10 protein-coding genes are annotated in these 19,535 nt (G+C 62.9%); 5 read left to right on the forward strand and 5 right to left on the reverse strand.

The window, feature by feature from the left end; genetic code table 11:
- Nucleotides 1-87: 87 nt before the first annotated feature.
- Entirely contained in the window at nt 88-978 is an 891-nt protein-coding gene (locus RGM2987_RS03530; protein ID WP_245138733.1) for a DMT family transporter, read from the forward strand.
- On the opposite strand, the gene RGM2987_RS03535 is transcribed toward RGM2987_RS03530, so the two are convergent.
- From RGM2987_RS03535 to recQ, 4 genes are all read right to left on the reverse strand, one after another.
- Nucleotides 972-1,259, reverse strand: coding sequence for a SelT/SelW/SelH family protein (locus RGM2987_RS03535; RefSeq protein WP_245138734.1), 288 nt, complete (start codon nt 1,257-1,259; stop codon nt 972-974). The genes RGM2987_RS03530 and RGM2987_RS03535 overlap by 7 nt on opposite strands.
- Nucleotides 1,260-1,391: 132 nt before the next feature.
- Nucleotides 1,392-3,395 (reverse strand): FimV/HubP family polar landmark protein, encoded by a 2,004-nt coding sequence (locus RGM2987_RS03540; protein ID WP_245138735.1) that lies wholly within the window; start codon nt 3,393-3,395, stop codon nt 1,392-1,394.
- 113 nt (nt 3,396-3,508) lie between these two features.
- Nucleotides 3,509-3,943 (reverse strand): MarR family transcriptional regulator, encoded by a 435-nt coding sequence (locus RGM2987_RS03545; RefSeq protein WP_245138736.1) that lies wholly within the window; start codon nt 3,941-3,943, stop codon nt 3,509-3,511.
- Between the two features lie 117 nt (nt 3,944-4,060).
- Nucleotides 4,061-6,187, reverse strand: coding sequence for a DNA helicase RecQ (gene recQ, locus RGM2987_RS03550; protein ID WP_245138737.1), 2,127 nt, complete (start codon nt 6,185-6,187; stop codon nt 4,061-4,063).
- Between the two features lie 308 nt (nt 6,188-6,495).
- Here recQ and RGM2987_RS03555 point away from each other — a divergent pair, with 308 nt between their 5' ends.
- Both RGM2987_RS03555 and RGM2987_RS03560 read left to right on the forward strand, forming a co-directional pair.
- Nucleotides 6,496-7,083 carry a YecA family protein gene (locus RGM2987_RS03555; RefSeq protein WP_245138738.1) on the forward strand — a complete coding sequence of 196 codons (588 nt, stop codon included), beginning with the start codon at nt 6,496-6,498 and terminating at the stop codon, nt 7,081-7,083.
- 8 nt (nt 7,084-7,091) lie between these two features.
- Entirely contained in the window at nt 7,092-7,487 is a 396-nt protein-coding gene (locus RGM2987_RS03560; protein WP_245138739.1) for a YbaN family protein, read from the forward strand.
- A gap of 49 nt (nt 7,488-7,536) precedes the next feature.
- Here RGM2987_RS03560 and RGM2987_RS03565 read toward each other — a convergent pair whose 3' ends face one another.
- Nucleotides 7,537-15,387, reverse strand: a complete 7,851-nt coding sequence (locus tag RGM2987_RS03565; protein WP_245138740.1) for a retention module-containing protein — start codon at nt 15,385-15,387, stop codon at nt 7,537-7,539.
- A 451-nt stretch (nt 15,388-15,838) separates the two neighbouring features.
- On the opposite strand from RGM2987_RS03565, the gene RGM2987_RS03570 reads away from it, so the two are divergent.
- Together RGM2987_RS03570 and RGM2987_RS03575 are read left to right on the forward strand one after the other, a co-directional pair.
- On the forward strand, nt 15,839-17,197 hold the full coding sequence (locus RGM2987_RS03570) for a TolC family outer membrane protein (RefSeq protein ID WP_245138741.1): 1,359 nt from the start codon (nt 15,839-15,841) through the stop codon (nt 17,195-17,197).
- 20 nt (nt 17,198-17,217) lie between these two features.
- The gene (locus RGM2987_RS03575; protein ID WP_245138742.1) at nt 17,218-19,377 is read left to right on the forward strand and encodes a type I secretion system permease/ATPase; all 2,160 of its coding nucleotides are present in this window, start codon (nt 17,218-17,220) and stop codon (nt 19,375-19,377) included.
- Nucleotides 19,378-19,535: the final 158 nt, after the last annotated feature.

Genomic DNA, 19,535 nt, shown 5'->3' on the forward strand with positions numbered 1-19,535 from the left:
CCGCCCCGCCCCGCTCCCACAGGGGACTGCGCAGTTGATCTTCAGCATTTATCCAGCGGTTTTGGCTTACCTGTGAAAAGGACTGCAATGACTCCCCGCACTGCCCTCGGCGCCCTGCACATTGGCGCTCTCATGTTCGGCCTGACCGGTGTATTCGGCAAACTCGCCGCCGCTTCACCCGCAGTCATCGTGTTCGGTCGCGCCGTGTTCGCCGTGCTGGCCCTCGCGATATTCGCCCGGTTTGCCAGCCACATCCGGTGGCAAAAACTCCGGCCAGCCGATGGTCGGCGCTTGCTGCTGGGCGGGTTGCTGCTGGCCGGGCACTGGGTGAGTTTCTTCATTGCGGTCAAGGTCGCCGGGGTGGCGATCGCCACGCTGGGGTTCGCCAGTTTCCCGGCTTTCACGGTGCTGCTCGAAGGGCTGATTTTCCGCGAGCGGATTCGCGCCAATGAAATCCTGCTGGTGGTGTTGGTGAGCATCGGCCTGGTGTTGGTCACGCCGGACTTCGACCTGGCCAGCGGCGCGACCACCGGTCTGCTGTGGGCGGTGGCTTCGGGCTTGCTGTTCTCGCTGCTGTCATTGACCAACCGCGCCGGTTCCGCCCATGTGCCGCCGGTGCAGGCGGCGCTGTGTCAGAACGTGGTGGTCGGATTGTGCCTGCTGCCGATGGCCGCGCCGCAATTGGGTGATGTACGGCCCATCGACTGGCTGTGGATCGCACTGCTGGGGATTTTCTGCACCGGCCTGGCCCACAGCCTGTTCGTCGCCAGCCTGGCGGTGATCAAGGCCCGTACGGCGGCCGTGGTCTTTGCCATGGAACCGGTCTACGGCATCGCCATGGCGTGGATGCTGTTCGACGAGAACCCGACACTGCGCATGCTGCTGGGGGGCGTGCTGATCATCGTCGCCATCGTGGTATCGAGCCAGCTGGGCGGCGCGAAGAAACCGGACGTAGGCGCCGAAGCCGCGTCTCACTGAATACGGTCGTTATGCCCCAGGTCGCGCTCCGGGTCGATCTGGTCGCGGACCCGCTGCTTGAGCACCTTGGCTTCAGGAAAACCACCATCGACCTTACGCTCCCAGATCTGCTGGCCGTCGCAGCTGATCTGGAACACCCCGCCGGTCCCCGGCACCAAGGACACCTTGCCCAGGTCGTCGCCAAAAGTGCTGAGCAGCTCCTGGGCCAGCCAGGCGGCGCGCAACAGCCGTTGGCACTGGGTGCAGTAGGTGATGACGACTTCCGGCTTGGGCGCGGTCATTGCGGGAAACTCCTGGGTTCTAAGACCCCGCCATGATACCCATAACCACCGCAAAATCCCCTGTGGGAGCGGGCTTGCTCCGGGCGGCGATCCGACGAAGAGGCCAGTAGTCACGGCATAGATCCCAGGAACTCAGCGAATCCCGGCCAGCAATACCCGGGCAGTCTGCTTGAGCGGTTCATCGCCCTCGTGGAGCAGCTCTTCAAGCAACGTCACGGCAGTCTTCAGGTCGCCGTCATCGATGCAGTTCTGTGCCTGCTCCAGTTTGGCCGAATGTTCCGATGCCCGGGGCTCGAGGGACAGGGATTCGCGGGGCTCGGATTCAAACGGCAGTGACTCCAGCTCCAGCGACTGTTCTTCATCGGCAAAACTATCGAGGAAGGCGTCATCCAGCGACTCGGTTTCCAGCGGCGCTTCCCATTGCAACTCGGGCTCATCGAAGCCTGAAAGCGACAGGCCATTGGTCACGTCCACAGGCGCAGGTACTGAGGCAGTGGGTTTTCCGGCAGGGGCTGACTGGGCGTCAGCCAGGTCCCAACTACTTTCCATGGACAGCGCATCCAGGTTCAGCTCGAATTCGTCACTGGGCTGCACGGGCGCCGGTGCAGGCGCCAATGCCGCTGCAGTAAAAGGTTCAGGCTCGGGAAGCGGTGCCTGGTCCTCCGCCGGCGGCGCTACCGCAACGGTGGTCGCCGCGACCTTGGGATAGCGCTCGCGAATAGCTTCCAGCGTCCCGGCGTCAATACCCTGCGCCAGCAAGTGATGCTCCTGAGCCTGGAAACCGATGACATCGCCTTGCTTGCCCAAAACCTCAAGCAACTTCAGGCCCAGGTCGGTGCGTTCGGGTTCTGCCAACAACGCCGCGCGCAACAACCCTGCCGCTTCGGTAAAACGCCCGTAGGTCAGGTAAATCCCGACGCCTTCCAGCACGTCGCCCAGCGGCGCATCACCGTTATGAAATGATGCGGCAGTCTCCGGCAGTTCTTTGTCGGGAGGCGGCGCATAGGCATCGACGCCATCCTCCAGCACCGGCTCGGGACGCTCGGGCATTGGCGCCACGTCGGCCTCTTCCTGCTGTTGCCTGCGACGAACGAACAGTAGCAGCGCGAGCAACGCCAGCAGGCCCACCAGCCCTCCTACCCACAGCCAATTGATACCTTCTTGCGGCTCGGCAGCGGGTTCTACTGCCGCCGGCGCAGGCGTTGGCGAAGGTTCGACTGGCTGGGGTGGCTGCGACGCGACAGGGGCTGGCGGCACCTCGGCCAATCGGGCCTGCAATTCACTGATCTGTTTGCGCTGGGCGGCGATTTCTTCGTCCTGGGCCTGGAGCCTGGCCTGCAACTGGTCAATGGTGGACTGTTGCTGCTGGCTCTGCAGCACGCTGGCGGCCACTTGCTCGTCGGACGCGGCCGGGGCCTGGGCCACCGCGGCCCCGTCAGACGTTGGCAGCACTGCCGAATCAGGCAACAACAGGCGCTGGCCGATGGAGAGCCGGTCGCTGCCGGGATTCAGCGCCTGGATCCCCTGCATCAGCTCATTGACCGAAGCGTTGCTGCCAGCGTCGTGCAGGCGTTTGGCGATGACCCAGGGGTTGTCGCCCTGGACGACGGTGTAGCGCTTGCCTTGGGTTGCAGGGGGCGGCTTGATGGCGGGTGCCTGGTCGGCACCCGATGACTGCGAATTGCCCACAGGCTCGTCCCGGGCCGGGACGATACCCGGTGTGCCGGGTGGATCAATGAGCACGGTGAATTCGCGCAGCAGGCGCCCGTTGGGTTGGTTGACCTGTACCAGGAAGTTGAGAAACGGTTCCTCCACCGGTTTGCTGGACGTCACTCGAATGAAACTGCGTTCGCCACGCAGTACCGGTGTGAAGCGCAGGTTGCTCAGGAAGAACACCCGCTCCACGCCAGCCCGGTTGAAATCGTCCGGGCTCGCCAGGCTGGCCGACAGGTCGCCCTCGCTGAGACCGGCCACATCCACCAGGGCAATATCGGCGCGCAATGGCTGGTTCAGGGCCGAATGGAGTGTGATTTCCCCCAGCCCCAGCGCAGACGCCAAAGCCGAATACCCCAGAGCACCCACGACGACCAACACGTTGACCCGACGGCGCAACGTGAACTGCAGACTTCCAAGCATGGGCATCCCTTTCGATTACCGGACTGAGCGTAAACGCTTCCAATACGAACGCTTAGTACTGGTTATAGTTCGCTAATCGCCGAATCTCAAAAGTTGAATGCCTGGGATATGCCTCAGGATTTTTCCAGATTGGCCAGGATCGTTTCATGGACACGCATACACAGGCTGATGTCCGCCTCGTCGACACCTTCGAACACTTCCCGGCGCAACTGCGTGGCAATGGTTTCGATTTGCTCGATCAGGGGCCGGGCCGGCGCGCAGAGCACGATTTTCTTCGCCCGACGATCTTCTGCCACGGCCTGGCGCTGCACCAACCCCTGGGTTTCCAGGCTGTCGAGGAGCCGGGCCAGGGTCGGGCCCTCGACTGCGACGCTCTGGGCCAGCTCGCGCTGGGTCGGCGCCTGTTCAAAACGGGCCAGGTGCAGCAGCACCAACCAGCGCGCCTGGGACAGGCCCAGCCCGGCCAGGCGACGGTCCAGCTCGGCTCGCCAGCCACGAGACATCTGCGCCAGTTGCATGCCAAATCGGTGTTGATCGGTTAACGGCATAAAAAACTCATCGGATCTGAAATAGGAAAATACTAATTATTAGTCAGCTAAGCATGAGCTTCGTAATCAAGCAAGGTTTGCGCTTTGGTGAATCGTTAAAGGCGCTTAACTCACTGATCAGACTTCGAATTCCGACTGCAACGCAGCCCTGACGCAATACAGCACGCCCTCCGGCACTCGTCCCGCGAACAGCTCGGCTACCTCCGACACGGGCGGCAATTCGCCTTCGCCATCCAGGAACGCGTCCTGCACCTCGCCCATCAGCTCTTCGGGCAGGTCCAATGCCTGCTCCAGGGACAACTGCTGCTCACCGATGGCCTCGGCAAGCATGGCGTAGACGTTCTTTTCAGAGCATTGCAGTTGCCCGGCGATCTGCAACGGCGTCATGCCGGCACGCGCCAGCGTGATGAGTTCGTGGCGGACGTCGGCCACTGCTTTCGGGGCCTCGGCCTCGCCACCCAGCACCTGGAGGAAGGCCTCGCCATAGCGCTCCAGTTTGCGCGCGCCCACGCCACTGACCCGGGCCATTTCCGCCAGGGACGTCGGTTGGCTGAGGAGCATTTCCAGCAGGGTCGAATCCGGGAAGATGACGTAGGGTGGCACGCCATGTTCCTCGGCGAGCTTGCGCCGCAAGGCGCGCAAGGCTTCCCATTGATCGCGTTCTTCGCCCCGCACCAGTTGGCTGGCCTGGCTCTTGCTGCTCTTGACCGCCGTCGCCGGCTTGAGGTCACGACGCAGTTGCAGGGTGACTTCGCCTTTGAGCAACGGCCGGCAGCTCTCGGTCAGGCGCAGGCCGCCGTAGCCTTCCAGGTCGATGTCCGCCAGGCCGCGTGCCACGAGCTGGCGGAACAACGACCGCCACTCACCCTCGCTGCGGGCCTTGCCCACGCCATACACCGATAGGTGCTGGTGGCCGAAGCTGCGGACCTTTTCGTTGTCTTTGCCCAGCAACACGTCCACCAGATGTCCGACGCCGTAGCGCTGGCCGGTGCGGAAAATGGCCGACAACGCCTGGCGGGCCGGCTCGGTGGCGTCCCAGGTTTCCACGCCGTCGACACAATTATCGCAATGCCCGCACGGCTGGGGCATGTCTTCATCGAAATAGGCCAGCAGGGTCTGGCGCCGGCAGCGGGTTTCTTCGCAGAGCGAGAGCATGGCGTCGAGCTTGTGCTGCTCCAGGCGCTTGTGGCGCTCGTCGCCCTCGGAGCTTTGCAGCATCTGCTTGAGCATCACCACGTCTTGCAGGCCGTAGGCCATCCAGGCGTCAGCCGGCAAGCCATCGCGACCGGCACGCCCGGTTTCCTGGTAGTACGCCTCGAGGGATTTGGGCAGGTCCAGGTGCGCGACAAAGCGTACGTTGGGTTTGTCGATGCCCATGCCGAAGGCCACGGTGGCGACCATGATCAGCCCTTCCTCGTTGAGAAAGCGTTTCTGGTGGTAGGCCCGCAGGTCATTGGGCAGGCCGGCGTGGTAAGGCAGCGCCGGGAACCCCTGCTCACACAGGAACGCCGCCACTTCATCGACCTTTTTGCGCGACAGGCAATAGACAATGCCGGCATCGCTGCGACGCTCTGCCAGGAACGCCAGCAATTGCTTGCGCGGCTGCTCCTTGGGCACGATGCGGTAGAAAATGTTGGGACGGTCGAAGCTCGACAGGAACCGCTCGGCATTCTGCAAGTGCAGGCGCGAGACGATTTCTTCGCGGGTCCGTTTGTCGGCGGTGGCGGTCAAGGCAATGCGCGGCACGTCGGGGAACAGCTCCGCCAATTGCCCCAGTTGCAGGTATTCGCGGCGGAAATCGTGGCCCCATTGGGACACACAGTGGGCTTCGTCGATGGCGAACAGGGCAATTTCCAAGCTCTGCAGGAACGCCAGCATGCGCGGCTGCACCAGGCGCTCCGGTGCCAGGTACAACATCTTCACTTCGCCACGCTTGATACGCGCCGCCAGGTCTCGCTGCTGGTCGGCACTGAGGGTGGAGTTCAGCGAAGCGGCCGCGACGCCCAGCTCTTCGAGGGTCGCGACCTGGTCGTCCATCAGTGCGATCAGCGGCGAAACCACCACCGCCAGGCCATTGCGCAACAACGCCGGCACCTGAAAGCACAGGGACTTGCCGCCGCCGGTGGGCATGAGCACCAACGCATCGCCACCGCTGGCCACGCGCTCAATAATGGCACCCTGACGGCCACGAAAACTGTCGTAGCCGAAGATGTCCTTGAGGACGCGCTGAGCCTGTTCGAGCATAGAAACTCCAAAAATCACCGAAACATCCCTGCAAGGCTGGTCCAGAATTGCAAACGCTGCACCGGCAAATCGTAAGGGCGCGTTTCGAACCGGCAAGACGCCGCAGGGCATCACAAAACGCGGCAGTATACCCGAGGCCTTCGTTGCAGAGGGCGCCGCTGACAAGAGGCATTGAAGCCACGGGGGATGCAGGCCAGGGCATTGGGGCAACTCAGCCGTATGGAAAAGGCAAATACGCCACGCGGCTGGCCTGCGGGCTCAAGAAGGCCTAGAATTCCCGCATTGTTTATTCCCCAAGGTAGCCTGTAATGTCCTTCGCTGAGCAACTGACCCGCCTGCAAGTCTTCCTCGACGCCGATGAGCTGCACGAGGAAGCGCTGGATTACGTGGCCGCTCATGGCTATCTGACCGCCCTGTCGATCTGCTCCGAGCCTGTGCCGGACCGTGAATGGATCGACGCGCTGTTCGCCGAAGAGCCACATTACAGCGACGAAGCCCAGCGCACCGAAATCGAGGCCACGCTGGTGGGCCTCAAGGCGCACATCGCCCGTCAACTGGCTTCCGACGAAGAGTTCGAATTGCCCTGCGAGCTGGACCTGGGCGATGACCCGGACGATTCGGAACTGCGTGGCTGGTGCATCGGGTTCATGGAAGGCGTGTTCCTGCGCGAAGCGGCCTGGTTCGAAACCGCCGAAGAGGAAGTCAGCGAAATGCTGCTGCCGATCATGGTCGGGTCCGGCCTGTTCGACGAGCAACCGGAGTTTTCCGACATCGCCGCCGACGCCAACCTGATGGACGACATGATCGTGCAGATCCCGGAAGCCCTCACCGCCCTGTACCTGTTGTGCAACGCCCCGGACGAGAAACCGGCGATCCTCAAGCCTCGTCACCACTGAGTGGCTGGGTGTCCGCGCCCATTGGCAATCGCCCGCTGATCCTGCGTTACGCTCTACTGGCCGTCGGCTGGTTGAGCGTGGTGCTGGGGGTCATCGGCATCTTCGTTCCCGTACTTCCCACCACCCCTTTCCTGCTCCTGGCGGCTGCCTGCTTCGCACGTAGCTCGCCGCGTTTCTACCAATGGCTGGTGGAGCATCCCCGCCTCGGCCCATGGATCAAGGACTACCTCAGCGGCAATGGCATCCCCCTCAAGGGCAAGGTCTACGCCATCGGCCTGATGTGGGCGAGCATCCTGTTCTCCTGCTACCTGGTGCCCCTGCCGTGGGCGCGGGGGTTCATGCTCACCAGTGCGGTGCTGGTGACGGTCTACATCCTCAAGCAGAAGACCCTTCGTAAACCTTAAGCCAGCCCTGCACATGACTTGTGGGAGCCAGGCAGCCGCTGAACTCACCTCACACCGTATCCACCTTCAACGAATGATCATTCAACATCCCATTGATGATAGTTGCCGTATCCGCACCGGCAATCATGCCGCCTGCGCCCGGCGTGACGCCGTAGTGGCTGGCGAGGTTGACGCCGGCCAGGTCGATGGTCTGGTTCGGCGTGGCACCGGCGGTGGCGCTGACGTCGATGCTGGTGATCACGGATGGGCCGCTGCCGGTGACGGTGAAGTGCAGGTAGTCGTCCAGTGACGCCGCACTGCCGTTTTCCCCCTGTAGCAGCTGGGACAAATCGAGTTTGTCGACGCCTGGGGTAAAGTCGGTGACCACGTCGTGGCCGCTGTTGCCCGCCTGCCATTGGAAGGTATCGGCGCCGCTGCCGCCGGTCAGGGTGTTGTTGCCCAGCCCACCGATCAGCAGGTCATCGCCGCCGCCGCCATTGAGCACATCATGACCCAGCCCGCCGTCGATGCGGTTGTTGCCGCCGTCGCCGGTGAGGGTGTCGTTGAAGTTCGAGCCGACGAGGTTTTCGATCCCACCCAAGGTGTCGATGCCCGCCCCCAGGGTGTTTTGCGCCGCCAGCAGGCCCAGGTTCACCGTGACGGCCGCCGTGGCATGGGCGTAGCTGGCGGTGTCGGTGCCCGTGCCGCCGTCGAGCAGGTCGTTGCCTGAACCGCTGTAGAGCAAGTCATTGCCTGCCCCGCCATGCAGCGTGTTGTTGCCCGCCCCTGCGGTGAGAATGTCGTTGCCATCACCTGCGTTGAGCACATTGTCGCCGGTACCGGCCACCAGCACGTCGTCGCCGCTGGTGCCCGTCAGGGTGTGCCCGGCCTGATAGCTGATGCCCACCGCCGCGCTGTCGCTGCCGCCGTGGTTGTCACTGGCGGTGTAGGTGCCGTGGTAGTCGGGCGTGATGTCATGGGCGCCGGCGTAGTTGACGGTCATGGTCAGTTGATAGTTTTCCGCAGCGTTCGAGTTGCCGCCGCCGGGATTGGCGATGTTGGTGACGAGGATCTGGTAGTTGCCATCCGCCGCCGCGGTAAACGAGGCGCCGTCGGCGATGGCGATGAACGGCCCGCCATTGAGGGAATATTCCAGGGTGATATGGCCGGCCGCCAGGTTGTGATCCAGGGTCAGGGTTTCGCCTTGCTTGAGGCTGATGTTGAGGCGGTCCTCATCGTTGGTGTTGTTATTGGACACCGCCCCCAGCGCGCCGCTGACCACCAGCACCGCCGTCATGGTCGCGGTGTTGGCGACAAAGGCACTGCGGTTGAGGTTGATCGACTGCACGTTGTTGCCAGTGAAGCTGGCCGTGCCGGTGGTGCCAGTGAAATCCGCGCCTCTGGCGACCCAGCCGGTATTGAAACTGGTGGGCGAAGCCGTGAGCGGATCGCCGTTGGCGTCGCTGTCGTTGCCCAGCAGCAGCTCACCGGGAACCACGATATTGCCCGACAGCACGTTGGTGATGATGTGGTCATCGACGGCCACCGGCGGGCTGTTGGGGACAACCTTGATTACCAGGTTCGAACTTGCCAGGTCGCCGTCGTTGTCGCTGACGGTGTAGCCGATGGTCTCGGTAATCAGCGTACTGGTGGCGGTCTGGGAGGTGTAGCTGAACTCGCCGGTGTCGAGGTTGACCACCAGCGTGCCGTCATGGGCGGTGGCGATGCTCAAGGTGTTGCTGGCGGTATTGAAGGTCCCGTGATTGGCCCCGCCACTGACGGTCAGCCCACCTTGGCCACCATTGGCCGCCGGATTGAAGCTGTAGGTGGTGCCATCGACCACCAGGCTCTTCACAAACCCGCCGTCGGCGCCGAACGAACCGCCCTCGCCCAACAGGTTGCCAGTGACCGGGGCGCCTTGCACGGTGCCGGAGAGCACCGAGTTGAGCTGGCTCAGGTCGGTGACCACCACCGCGTTGGCGTCGGTGTGCGTGCTGCCGTCATAAGCCAGCGGGTCGAGATTGATGTTTCTGGCGCCGCTGCCCAGGCCGACAGCGTAATTCTTGATGCTGTTGGCATCGAGAAAGGCTTTCCACGCGGCCTCGTCCGCCGAGCCGATGTCGCCCAAGGTCGGCTTGCCATCGGAGAAAAAATAACCAATGTTCTGTGCGCCGGTCAGTTGTCCGGGGGTTGCAAACGCAGTCTTGGCCATCGCCACGGCCGCATCGTAATTGGTGTCCCCGTGCGCATTCAACGCGGCGATCAGCGTCTTGGCCGTTGCCACGTCCACCCACACGGCACTCTGGTCGGTGGCACTGCCGCTGAAGGTCACAAGCTGGACCTTGACGTCGCCCAAGTCGTCGTATTTGTCGAGCAAGGCGCTGATCGCCTGCTTGGCCAGATCCATACGCGAGAGTCCTGGCACGCCGGAAGCGTCTTTCATGCTGCCGGACACATCGAGCACGATCAGCAGGTTCGAATCGATCTCCACCGCCGTGACCGAACGCTCGGACGCGACCGCCTTGGGCACGTCGTCGACGATGCTCACCACCAGGCTGCCGGTGACGCTGTTGCCCAGTGAGTCCGTGGCCTTGTAGGCGAAGCTTTCGTTCAGCACGTTCGGACCATCATTGGCGCCGGGCGTGGTCGTGGCGGGCGAAGTCAGGGTGTAAGTGTAGGAGCCATCGGGATGGAGCAGCAGTTGACCGTAGGCACCCGCGGCGTTGCCCACCAAGGTGAAGGTCACGGCGCCCGTGGCACCGGTCACCGAACCGACCAGGCTGCCGGTCGCGGTTTCGCCGATGGCGCCCGGGTCACTGCCGGTGACCGTGCCAGGCGCCAGGTCCTGGCCGTCCTGATTCAGGTCGAGGGCTTTCTCGTAGACCGTGATGTCCTGGTCGGTGCGCGCGACAAGGCAACTGTTGTGCACATCGATGGTGATGGTGGTGGTGCTCTCGTCGCCATCGGCATCGCGCACGGTGTAGGTGAACACGTCGGTGGCGCCCGGTGCGCCGACGCTGTCCGGGTTGCTGTGGTAGACGGCGTTGCCGCTGGCGTCCAGGGTCAGGTAGCCGTAGGTGCCGTTGATCTGGGTGTTGAGGCCGCCAGTGGCCGGGGACGACGTGTCATTGCCGGCACGGATGCCGATGACCTCACCGCCGTCGGCGCCGAGCACGTCATTGGCCAACACGTTGCCATTGACCGTGCCGCCCTCCACCACCGAGGCGAAATCGGCATGGGCGTTGGGTACGTCGTCGACGATGTTGATGACAATGGTGCTGGTGACGGTATTGCCCAGGGAGTCTGTGGCCTGGTAGGTGAAGCTTTCGCTCAGGACGTTCGGGCCATCGTTGGCGTGGGGCGTCGTTGTGGTGGGCGAGGTCAGCGTGTAGGTGTAGGAACCGTCCGCATGCAGCAGCAGTTGACCGTAGGCACCGGTGGCGCTGCCCACCAGGGCAAACGTCACGGCGCCAATGGCACCGGACACCGAGCTGGCAAGGTTGCCGTTGGCGGTTTCGCTGGTGGCGCTCGGGTCGCTGCCGGTGACCGTGCCGGGGGCCAGGTCCTGGCCGTCCTGGTTCAGGTCCAGGGCTTTTTCGTAGACGCTGATTTCCTGGTCCGAAGTGGCGACCAGGCAGCTTTCATGGACATCGATGGTGACGGTCGTGGTGCTCTCGTCGCCATCGGAGTCGCGCACAGTGTAGGTGAACACGTCGGTGGCACCCGGTGCGCTGACGGTGTTCGGATTGCTGTGGTAGACGGCGTTGCCGTTGGCGTCCAGGGTCAGGTAGCCGTAGGTGCCGTTGATCTGGGTGTTGAGGCCGCCAATAGCCGGGGACGAGGTGTCGTTGCCGGCACGAACTCCGATCACCGCACCGCTCACGGCCGGGCCGTCGGCGCCACCCTCGTCGTTGTTCAACACGTTGCCGCTGACCGTCCCGCCCTCATCCACCGAGGCTGAATCGGCATGAGCGGTAGGCAGGTCGTCGACGATGTTCACGTCCAACGTACCGTTGGCCGTGGTGCCGTTGTCGTCAGTCGCCACGACAGCAAATTGTTCACTCAGGCTGTTGGCGCCGTTGGCGTTTGGATGGGCTTCGTTGTCCAGCAAGGTGTAGCTGTAGCTCACCACGCCAGTGACGGCGTTGAAGCCGGTGATGGTCAGGGTGTTGCCCAATGCGGTGGTGATCGACTGAGGGAAACCGGCGGCCACGCCACCCGCAACAACGTTAATGCCGCCGACACTCAAGGTTTGTACACCGTCCAACGCGGTGACCGTGAAGGTACCGCTCTGGGTCAGTGCCGACGCATCAGGGCTGCTGCCGTCGCTGAGGTTTTTCTCCTGAACCGTCAGTTCACCGCCTTCGGTGTCGAGGCCGGTGATGATCACCGGGTCGTCGTTGTTGTGCACTTGCAGCACCAGATTCGCGGTGCTGCTATCGCCATCGGCATCGGTCAGGGTGTAGGTAAAGGTTTCACTGCCGTTGCCACCGCCGTGCAACCCTTTGAAATCGGCGTCAGCGGTGTTGAGGGTGTAGGTGTAGGAACCATCAGCGTTGAGCACCAGCGTGCCGTAGGTGCCGGTGAAGGTGCCAGGGGTGATAGGGCCGGACGCGACATGGTCGGCGCCTTGGGTGTCGTTGGTCAGCACGCTGCCGGTCAGGGTCAGGTTGGTTTCCGAGGCGGTGCCCGAATGGCTGTCATCCACGGCTTTTGGCAGGTCGTCGACGATGTTGACGTCCAAGGTACCGTTGGCGGTGGTGCCATTGTCATCGGTGGCTACGACGGCAAATTGCTCGCTCAGGCTGTTGGCACCGTTGGCGTTCGGATGAGCTTCGTTGTCCAGCAGCGTGTAGCTGTAGCTCACCACGCCAGTGACGGCGTTGAAGCCGGTGATAGTCAGCGTATTGCCTAATGCGGTGGTGATCGACTGAGGGAAACCGGCGGCCACGCCACCCGCAACAACGTTAATGCCGCCGACACTCAAGGTTTGTACACCGTCCAACGCGGTGATGGTGAAGGTACCGTTTTGAGTCAGTGCCGAGGCGTCCGGGCTGCTGCCGTCGCTGAGGTTTTTCTCCTGAACCGTCAGCTCACCGCCTTCAGTGTCGAGGCCGGTGATGATCACGGGATCGTCATTGTTGTGGATTTGCAGCACCAGGTTTGCAGTGCTGGTGTCACCGTCCGCATCGCTCAGGGTGTAGGTAAAAGTTTCACTGCCGCTGCCACCGCCGTGCAGCCCTTTGAAGTCTGCGTCCGCGGTGTTGAGGGTGTACGTGTAGGAACCATCGGCATTGAGGATCAGCGTGCCGTAGGTGCCGGTGAAGGTGCCGGGGGTGATCGGGCCGGACGCGACATGGTCGGCGCCTTGGGTGTCGTTGGTCAGCACGCTGCCGGTCAGGGTCAGATGGGTTTCCGACGCGGTGTTGGCGTTGCTGTCGTCAACCGCTTTGGGCAGGTCGTCGACGATGTTGACGTCCAAGGTACCGTTGGCGGTGGTGCCATTGTCATCGGTGGCGACGACGGCAAATTGCTCGCTCAGGCTGTTGGCGCCGTTGCCGTTTGGATGAGCTTCATTGTCCAGCAGGGTGTAGCTGTAGCTCACTACGCCGGTAGTCGCGTTGAAGCCGGTGATGGTCAGGGTGTTGCCCAGCCCCGTGGTAATCGACTGAGGGAAACCCGCCGCCACACCACCCGTCACCACGTTGATCCCGCCAACGCTCAAGGCTTGTACACCGTCCAACGCGGTGATGGTGAAGGTACCGCTTTGGGTCAGTGCCGACGCATCAGGGCTGCTGCCGTCGCTAAGGTTTTTCTCCTGAACCGTCAGCTCACCGCCTTCAGTGTCGAGGCCATTGATGATCACCGGGTCATCGTTGTTGTGGATCTGCAATACGAGGTTCGCGGTGCTGCTATCGCCATCGGCGTCGGTCAGGGTGTAGGTAAAGGTTTCACTGCCGTTGCCACCGCCGTGCAACCCTTTGAAATCGGCGTCGGCGGTGTTGAGGGTGTAGGTGTAGGAACCGTCGGCGTTGAGCACCAGCGTGCCGTAGGTGCCGGTGAAGGTGCCGGGGGTGATCGGGCCGGACGCGACATGATCGGCACCTTGGGTGTCGTTGGTCAGCACGCTGCCGGTCAGGGTCAGGTTGGTTTCCGAGGCAGTGCCGGCGTTGCTGTCATCCACGGCTTTTGGCAGGTCGTCGACGATGTTGACGTCCAGAGTACCGTTGGCCGTGGTGCCGTTATCGTCAGTCGCCACGACAGCGAATTGCTCGCTCAGGCTGTTGGCGCCGTTGGCGTTCGGATGAGTTTCGTTGTCCAGCAAGGTGTAGCTGTAGCTCACCACGCCGGTGCTCGCATTGAAGCCGGTGATGGTCAGGGTGTTGCCCAATGCGGTGGTGATGGATTGCGGGAATCCAGCTGTCACGCCACCAGTGACGACGTTGATGCCACCAACGCTCAACGTCTGCACACCGTCCAACGCGGTGATGGTGAAGGTACCGCTTTGGGTCAGTGCCGACGCATCCGGGCTGCTGCCGTCACTGAGGTTTTTCTCCTGCAATGACAACTCCCCTCCTTCAGCATCAAGCCCAACCAACACCACCGGATCATCGTTGTTGTGCACTTGCAGCACCAGGTTCGCAGTGCTGGTGTCGCCGTCGGCATCGGTCAGGGTGTAGGCAAACGTCTCGGTGCCACTGCCACCGCCGTGCAACGCGACGAATTGCGGGGCACTGGTGTTCAGGGTGTAGGTGTACGTGCCGTTGGGATTGAGCACCAGGGTGCCGTAGGTGCCGGTGAACGTACCGCCAATGATCGGCCCGCTGTCGGGGCCGGTGGGGATGCGGTCGGCGCCTTGTAGGTCATTGGGCAACACGTTGCCCGTAAGGGTGAGCAGGGTTTCCGACGCCGTATTCGGATGACTGTCGTCCACCGCCTGCGGCACGTCGTCGGTGATATTGACGTCGAGGGTGCCAGTGGCGGTGTCACCGTCGGTGTCGACCGCCACAATCGGGAACTGCTCGGTAATGCTGTTGGCACCGCCGCCGGCAGGATGGGTTTCGTTGTCGGTGAGGGTATAGGTATAACCGACCACCCCGGTGGCGGGGTCATAGCCGGTGATGGTCAGAGTATTACCCAGCGGCGAAGTGATGGTCTGAGGGAAGCCTGCTGGCACGCCGTTGGTGATTACACTGATACCGCCGATGCTCAGGCTGCTCAGCCCATCGGGAGCGGAAACCGTGAAGGTACCGCTTTGCACCAACGCGCCAGGATTGGCGGCGGTGCCATCGGCCAGGTTAGCCTCGTCGGTGGTGAGTTCGCCGCCTTGCGTATCGACCCCGTCAAGGGTCACGGGGTTGTCTGGAGGTGTTACCGGCGGCACGGTCCCGTCGCTATTGCCGTTATTGTCCGGCTCAGCCGCCAGGCGCAGTTGAGGAAACTCGGGGATCCCGTTGAACCCGGCAGTAGGAAAACCGATCAGCGGTTCGACCCGCCCGCCCACTTCTTCCAATAGCACGAAACTGTGCCCGCCACCCAGGCCGCCCGCCGCGTTACCGGCACCCGGGCCTGCGGCGGTGGCTTCACCGGTCTGGGTCGGGTCGGCGCCGGCGGCGATGGCTTGTTGCAGTTTCTGCACATCGGTCAGTTGCGCGTCACTCGGTGTCGCCGCCTCCGGAGTATCCACGTGGGGCGCCTGGTTGGCGAGCAGCTGCGGGGTCAGGGTGAGGTTGCTTTCACGCCCCAGGGTCAACTCATGACCGTTCTGCAAATGCACCGCCACGGCCCCTTCGGCACCGGTGACCAGATGTTCACCGGCATAGAGCCGATCGCCTTCAACCAGAGGCCGCCGCTGGCCGCCTGCTGTTTCTGCGAAGACCTGCCCTACCACTTTGCTGACGGTACCGATGAGCGCTGCCATGTGCCTTCCTCCGTTGCCGACCGCAGTCGGCACCTGTGTGGGTGAAGAATCCGTCCTCGAATGGGCGGCCGGCAAAGCTGGAAAATCTGCCAGCTTTCACGGGGATCCAAGGTGCTGGCCATTCGCCAAAACGACAAAAAACCGTCATCTAAAATCGCCTCGCCTCTCGCCCTTTCGGTATTTCTTCACGTCGTTCAAAAATTTGCATGGAACTTTCTTGACGCCTGAAAGCCGTCAGAACCCGCAGATTCAAAGGCTTTCGCTCTGAACAATGTGCCGGATTCGGGCAACCACATAAGTTTTTTTTGGAATAATCGTTATGAGAAATTCTTCTTAGGTTTTGCGCAGGATGTTCTTAGCTGTGTTGTTACAAGGTTGAAACGGTTTTGATCTTTAATACGTCAATATTTTGGCGACAGCCAAGCACTACAGACCTCAGGAGATGCACCCCATGCGCGTTCTAACCCCCCTCTGCAGCGCGGTTTTGCTGGCCATGGCCTGCTCTTCTCAGACGCAGGCCATGTCCTTGACCGAAGCGATCCAGAGCACCATCGCCACTCACCCGGAGCTGGCACAACGGGTGGACAGTCGGCTGTCGGCCAACGAAGACGTCAAGGTCGCCAAAGGGGGCTTTTACCCGTCGGTGGATTTGAACGCAGGCTACGGCCGCGGCTACAGCGACAACACCAACACTCGGGCGTTGGGCAACCACCACACCAATATCCTGACCTACACCCAATCGGAGCTGCGCCTGCGGCAGATGATCTTTGACGGCTTCAACACCGCCAATGAAGTGGAACGCACCAAGGGCGTGGTCAACTCCCGGGCCTATTACGCCCAGGGCACCGCCCAGGACCTGGCGCTGCGCACCATCGAGGTTTACCTGGAAGTGCTCAAGCGCCGCGAACTGGTGACTCTGGCCAAGAACAACATGCAGGCGCACCTGCGGGTCAACGACCAGATCGGCCTGCGCACCCAACGCGGGGTCGGCAGCACCGCCGACTCCGACCAGTCCAATGCCCGCCGGGCGCTGGCGGAAAACAACTTCGACACCGCCGAAGTGGACCTGGCCGACGCCGAGGCGAACTTCTACAGCGTGGTCGGACGCATGCCCGATGAACTGGAAATGCCGGCCTCGACCAAAGGCGAAGTCCCCGCCGACCTGCGCGAAGCCCAGCAAAGCATGCTGGATAACAACCCGTACCTGAAATCCGCCCAGGCCGACATTCAATCGGCAGAGAGCCAGTACGAAGTGGCGAAGTCGCCCTTCTACCCGCGCTTCGACGCTGAAGCGGCCGTCGGCGCCAATAACAACATTGGCGGTGAAGAAGGCCACGACAACAGCTGGCGCGTCGGCGTGGTGATGAACTACAACCTGTTCCGCGGCGGCAGCGACAAGGCCCGGCTGGCGTCCAACGCCCACCAGATCAACCAGGCCATGGACATCCGCAACAATGCCCTGCGCCAACTCAACGAGGACACGCGCCTGGCCTGGAACGCCATGACCAACGCGCGCAAACAGACACCTACCGCCCGGGAATACGCCGACACCACCGCCCGCGTACGCGCCGCGTACCAGGATCAGTTCGGCCTCGGCCAGCGGACCTTGCTCGACCTGCTCGACAGTGAAAACGAGCTGTACAACGCCAACCGTCGCTACACCGAAGTGCGCTACACCGAGGAATACTCGATGTACCGGGTGCTGGCGAACATGGGCGTGCTCTTGAACAAACAGCGGGTGGTGCTGCCAGCCGACGCGGTCGCCCAGACCGAGGTCAAGAGCGAAGCACGGCTGCCTGAATTGAAGTAGCCCCCACGAGAGCGATCGACATGACCAGCATGGAACCTGCAACCCCCGGCGCCGACCCGCGCCTGAACTTCGATGATCCCTTGCTGGACGGCCTGTTGATCCTCTGCAAACTCCATGGCGCGACGGCCAGTCGCGCCAGCCTCAGCGCCGGGCTCCCTATGGCGCACCAACGCCTGAGCCCGGACCTGCTGCCACGCGCAGCGGCCCGGGCCAGCTTGCAGGCACGCGTGCTGCGGCGCGAGCTGGCTGATATTTCACCATTGAACCTGCCGGTGCTGCTGATGCTGGCCGGAGGGCGCTGCGCGGTGTTGCGGCGGTGGGGCGAGGACGGCAAGGCGCTGATCCTGCCCAGCGAAGCCGATGGCGGCGAGCAATGGGTCAGCCGCGAGGAATTGACCGTGGATTACAGCGGCCAAGCATTGTTTGCCCGGCCGCGGCATGAATTGGAAGACTTGCGTTCGCCCTTGGTGCCGCGAGTCGAGGCGTGGTTTCGCGACACCTTGAAACTGTCGCGTTGGCTGTACAGCGACGCGGTCCTGGCAAGTTTTTTGATCAACCTGCTCGGACTGATGGTGCCGCTGTTCGTCATGCAGACCTATGACCGCGTGGTGCCAAACCAGGCCACGTCGACCCTCTGGGTGCTGGCCGTCGGATTGCTGATCGGCACCGGTTTCGAACTGGTGCTGCGAGTAGTGCGCGCCCATCTGCTGGACACCGCCGGCAAGAAAACCGATGTGATCCTCTCCGCCACTTTGTTCGAACGCATCACCGGCATGGCCATGAAAGCCAAACCGGTGACCATCGGCGGGTTCGCACAAAGCATCCATGATTTCCAGGGCCTGCGGGAGTTTCTCACCGCTGTGACGCTCACCAGCCTGATCGACCTGCCCTTCGCCGCGCTGATGCTGGTGGTGATTGGCTTGCTGGGCGGCTGGCTGGTGGTGATTCCGGTGATCGCGTTTCCGATCACCATTGTCTTCGCCATGATCATCCAGGTACGCCTGCGCGACACCGTGCAAAAAAGTCTCGCCCTCGGTGCCCAACGCCAGGCCTTGTTGATCGAAACCCTCGGCGGCCTGGAAACCCTCAAGGCGTGCAGCGCCGAAAGCGAGCGCCAGCATCAATGGGAAAGTACCCACGGCGCCCTCACCCGTCTGGACAGCCATGCACGCAACCTCTCGGCCCTGGCGACCAACGGCACCCTGTTCCTGCAACAACTGGCCGGCATGGCGACCATCGTCGCCGGGGTCTACAGCATCATTGCCGGCAACCTCAGTGTCGGCGCGCTGGTGGCGACCTACATGCTTGGTAGCCGGGTGTTGGCGCCCCTGGGGCAGATCGCCGGGTTGATCACCCGCTACCAGCAGGCCCAGCTCACCATGCGTAGCACCGACGCCTTGATGGCGCTGCCCCAGGAACGCGACGCCAAGCAACGACCGCTGGAGCGCACCCAATTGCAGGGCGCGCTGGACGTCAGCGGCGTGACGTTCCATTACAACGGCCAGAGCACTCCGGCGCTGAGCAATATCAGCTTCAGCCTCAAGCCCGGCGAACGAGTCGGGATCATCGGTCGCAGCGGCTCGGGCAAAAGCACCCTGGCGCGGCTAGTGATGGGCTTCTATACGCCGGAGCAAGGCCAGTTGCTGCTCGATGGCCTGGACCTGCGGCAACTGGACGTCGGCGACCTGCGCCAACAAATCGGCTACGTCGCCCACGACCTGCCACTGCTGGCCGGCAGCCTGCGCGACAACCTCACCCTCGGCGCCCGCTACATCAGCGACGCGCGCATGCTCGAAGTGGCGGAACTGACCGGCGTCACCGAACTGGCCCGCCAGCATCCGCAAGGCTTCGACCGCCCGGTGGGCGAGCGCGGCCAGTTGCTGTCCGGCGGCCAGCGCCAGGCCGTGCTCATGGCCCGGGCCCTGCTGCTCGACCCGCCGATCCTGCTGCTGGACGAACCCACCAGCGCGATGGACAACAGCAGTGAAGACAGCTTGCGCCAGAACCTGGAGAGCCGAATCCAGGGCAAGACCATGCTGCTGGTTACCCACCGCACCTCGATGTTGAGCCTGGTGGACCGGCTGGTGGTGCTGGACAACGGCCGGATCGTCGCCGATGGACCAAAAGACGCGGTCATCGAGGCATTGCGCAAAGGGCGAGTCGGTTCCGGAGCCGTCTAGCAGCACCGCTGAACCCTGTGGCGAGGGAGCTTGCTCCCGCTCGGCGGCGAAGCCGTCGTAAAACCTACCGACGCGGTACGCCTGATGCATCGGGGTGAATGGTTTTGGGGTTGCTTCGCAACCCAGCCGGAGCAAACTCCCACGCCACAGGGGCCGTC

It is taken from the genome of Pseudomonas sp. RGM2987, from assembly GCF_022952855.1.
Taxonomy (GTDB): domain Bacteria; phylum Pseudomonadota; class Gammaproteobacteria; order Pseudomonadales; family Pseudomonadaceae; genus Aquipseudomonas.

Bases quoted from the DNA above. Each gene is read 5' to 3' on its own strand.
- RGM2987_RS03545 (WP_245138736.1), bottom strand. From the start codon at position 3,943: ATGCCGTTAACCGATCAACACCGATTTGGCATGCAACTGGCGCAGATG.
- RGM2987_RS03555 (WP_245138738.1), top strand. From the start codon at position 6,496: ATGTCCTTCGCTGAGCAACTGACCCGCCTGCAAGTCTTCCTCGACGCC.
- RGM2987_RS03535 (WP_245138734.1), bottom strand. From the start codon at position 1,259: ATGACCGCGCCCAAGCCGGAAGTCGTCATCACCTACTGCACCCAGTGC.
- RGM2987_RS03565 (WP_245138740.1), bottom strand. From the start codon at position 15,387: ATGGCAGCGCTCATCGGTACCGTCAGCAAAGTGGTAGGGCAGGTCTTC.
- recQ (WP_245138737.1), bottom strand. From the start codon at position 6,187: ATGCTCGAACAGGCTCAGCGCGTCCTCAAGGACATCTTCGGCTACGAC.
- RGM2987_RS03575 (WP_245138742.1), top strand. From the start codon at position 17,218: ATGACCAGCATGGAACCTGCAACCCCCGGCGCCGACCCGCGCCTGAAC.
- RGM2987_RS03570 (WP_245138741.1), top strand. From the start codon at position 15,839: ATGCGCGTTCTAACCCCCCTCTGCAGCGCGGTTTTGCTGGCCATGGCC.
- RGM2987_RS03540 (WP_245138735.1), bottom strand. From the start codon at position 3,395: ATGCTTGGAAGTCTGCAGTTCACGTTGCGCCGTCGGGTCAACGTGTTG.
- RGM2987_RS03530 (WP_245138733.1), top strand. From the start codon at position 88: ATGACTCCCCGCACTGCCCTCGGCGCCCTGCACATTGGCGCTCTCATG.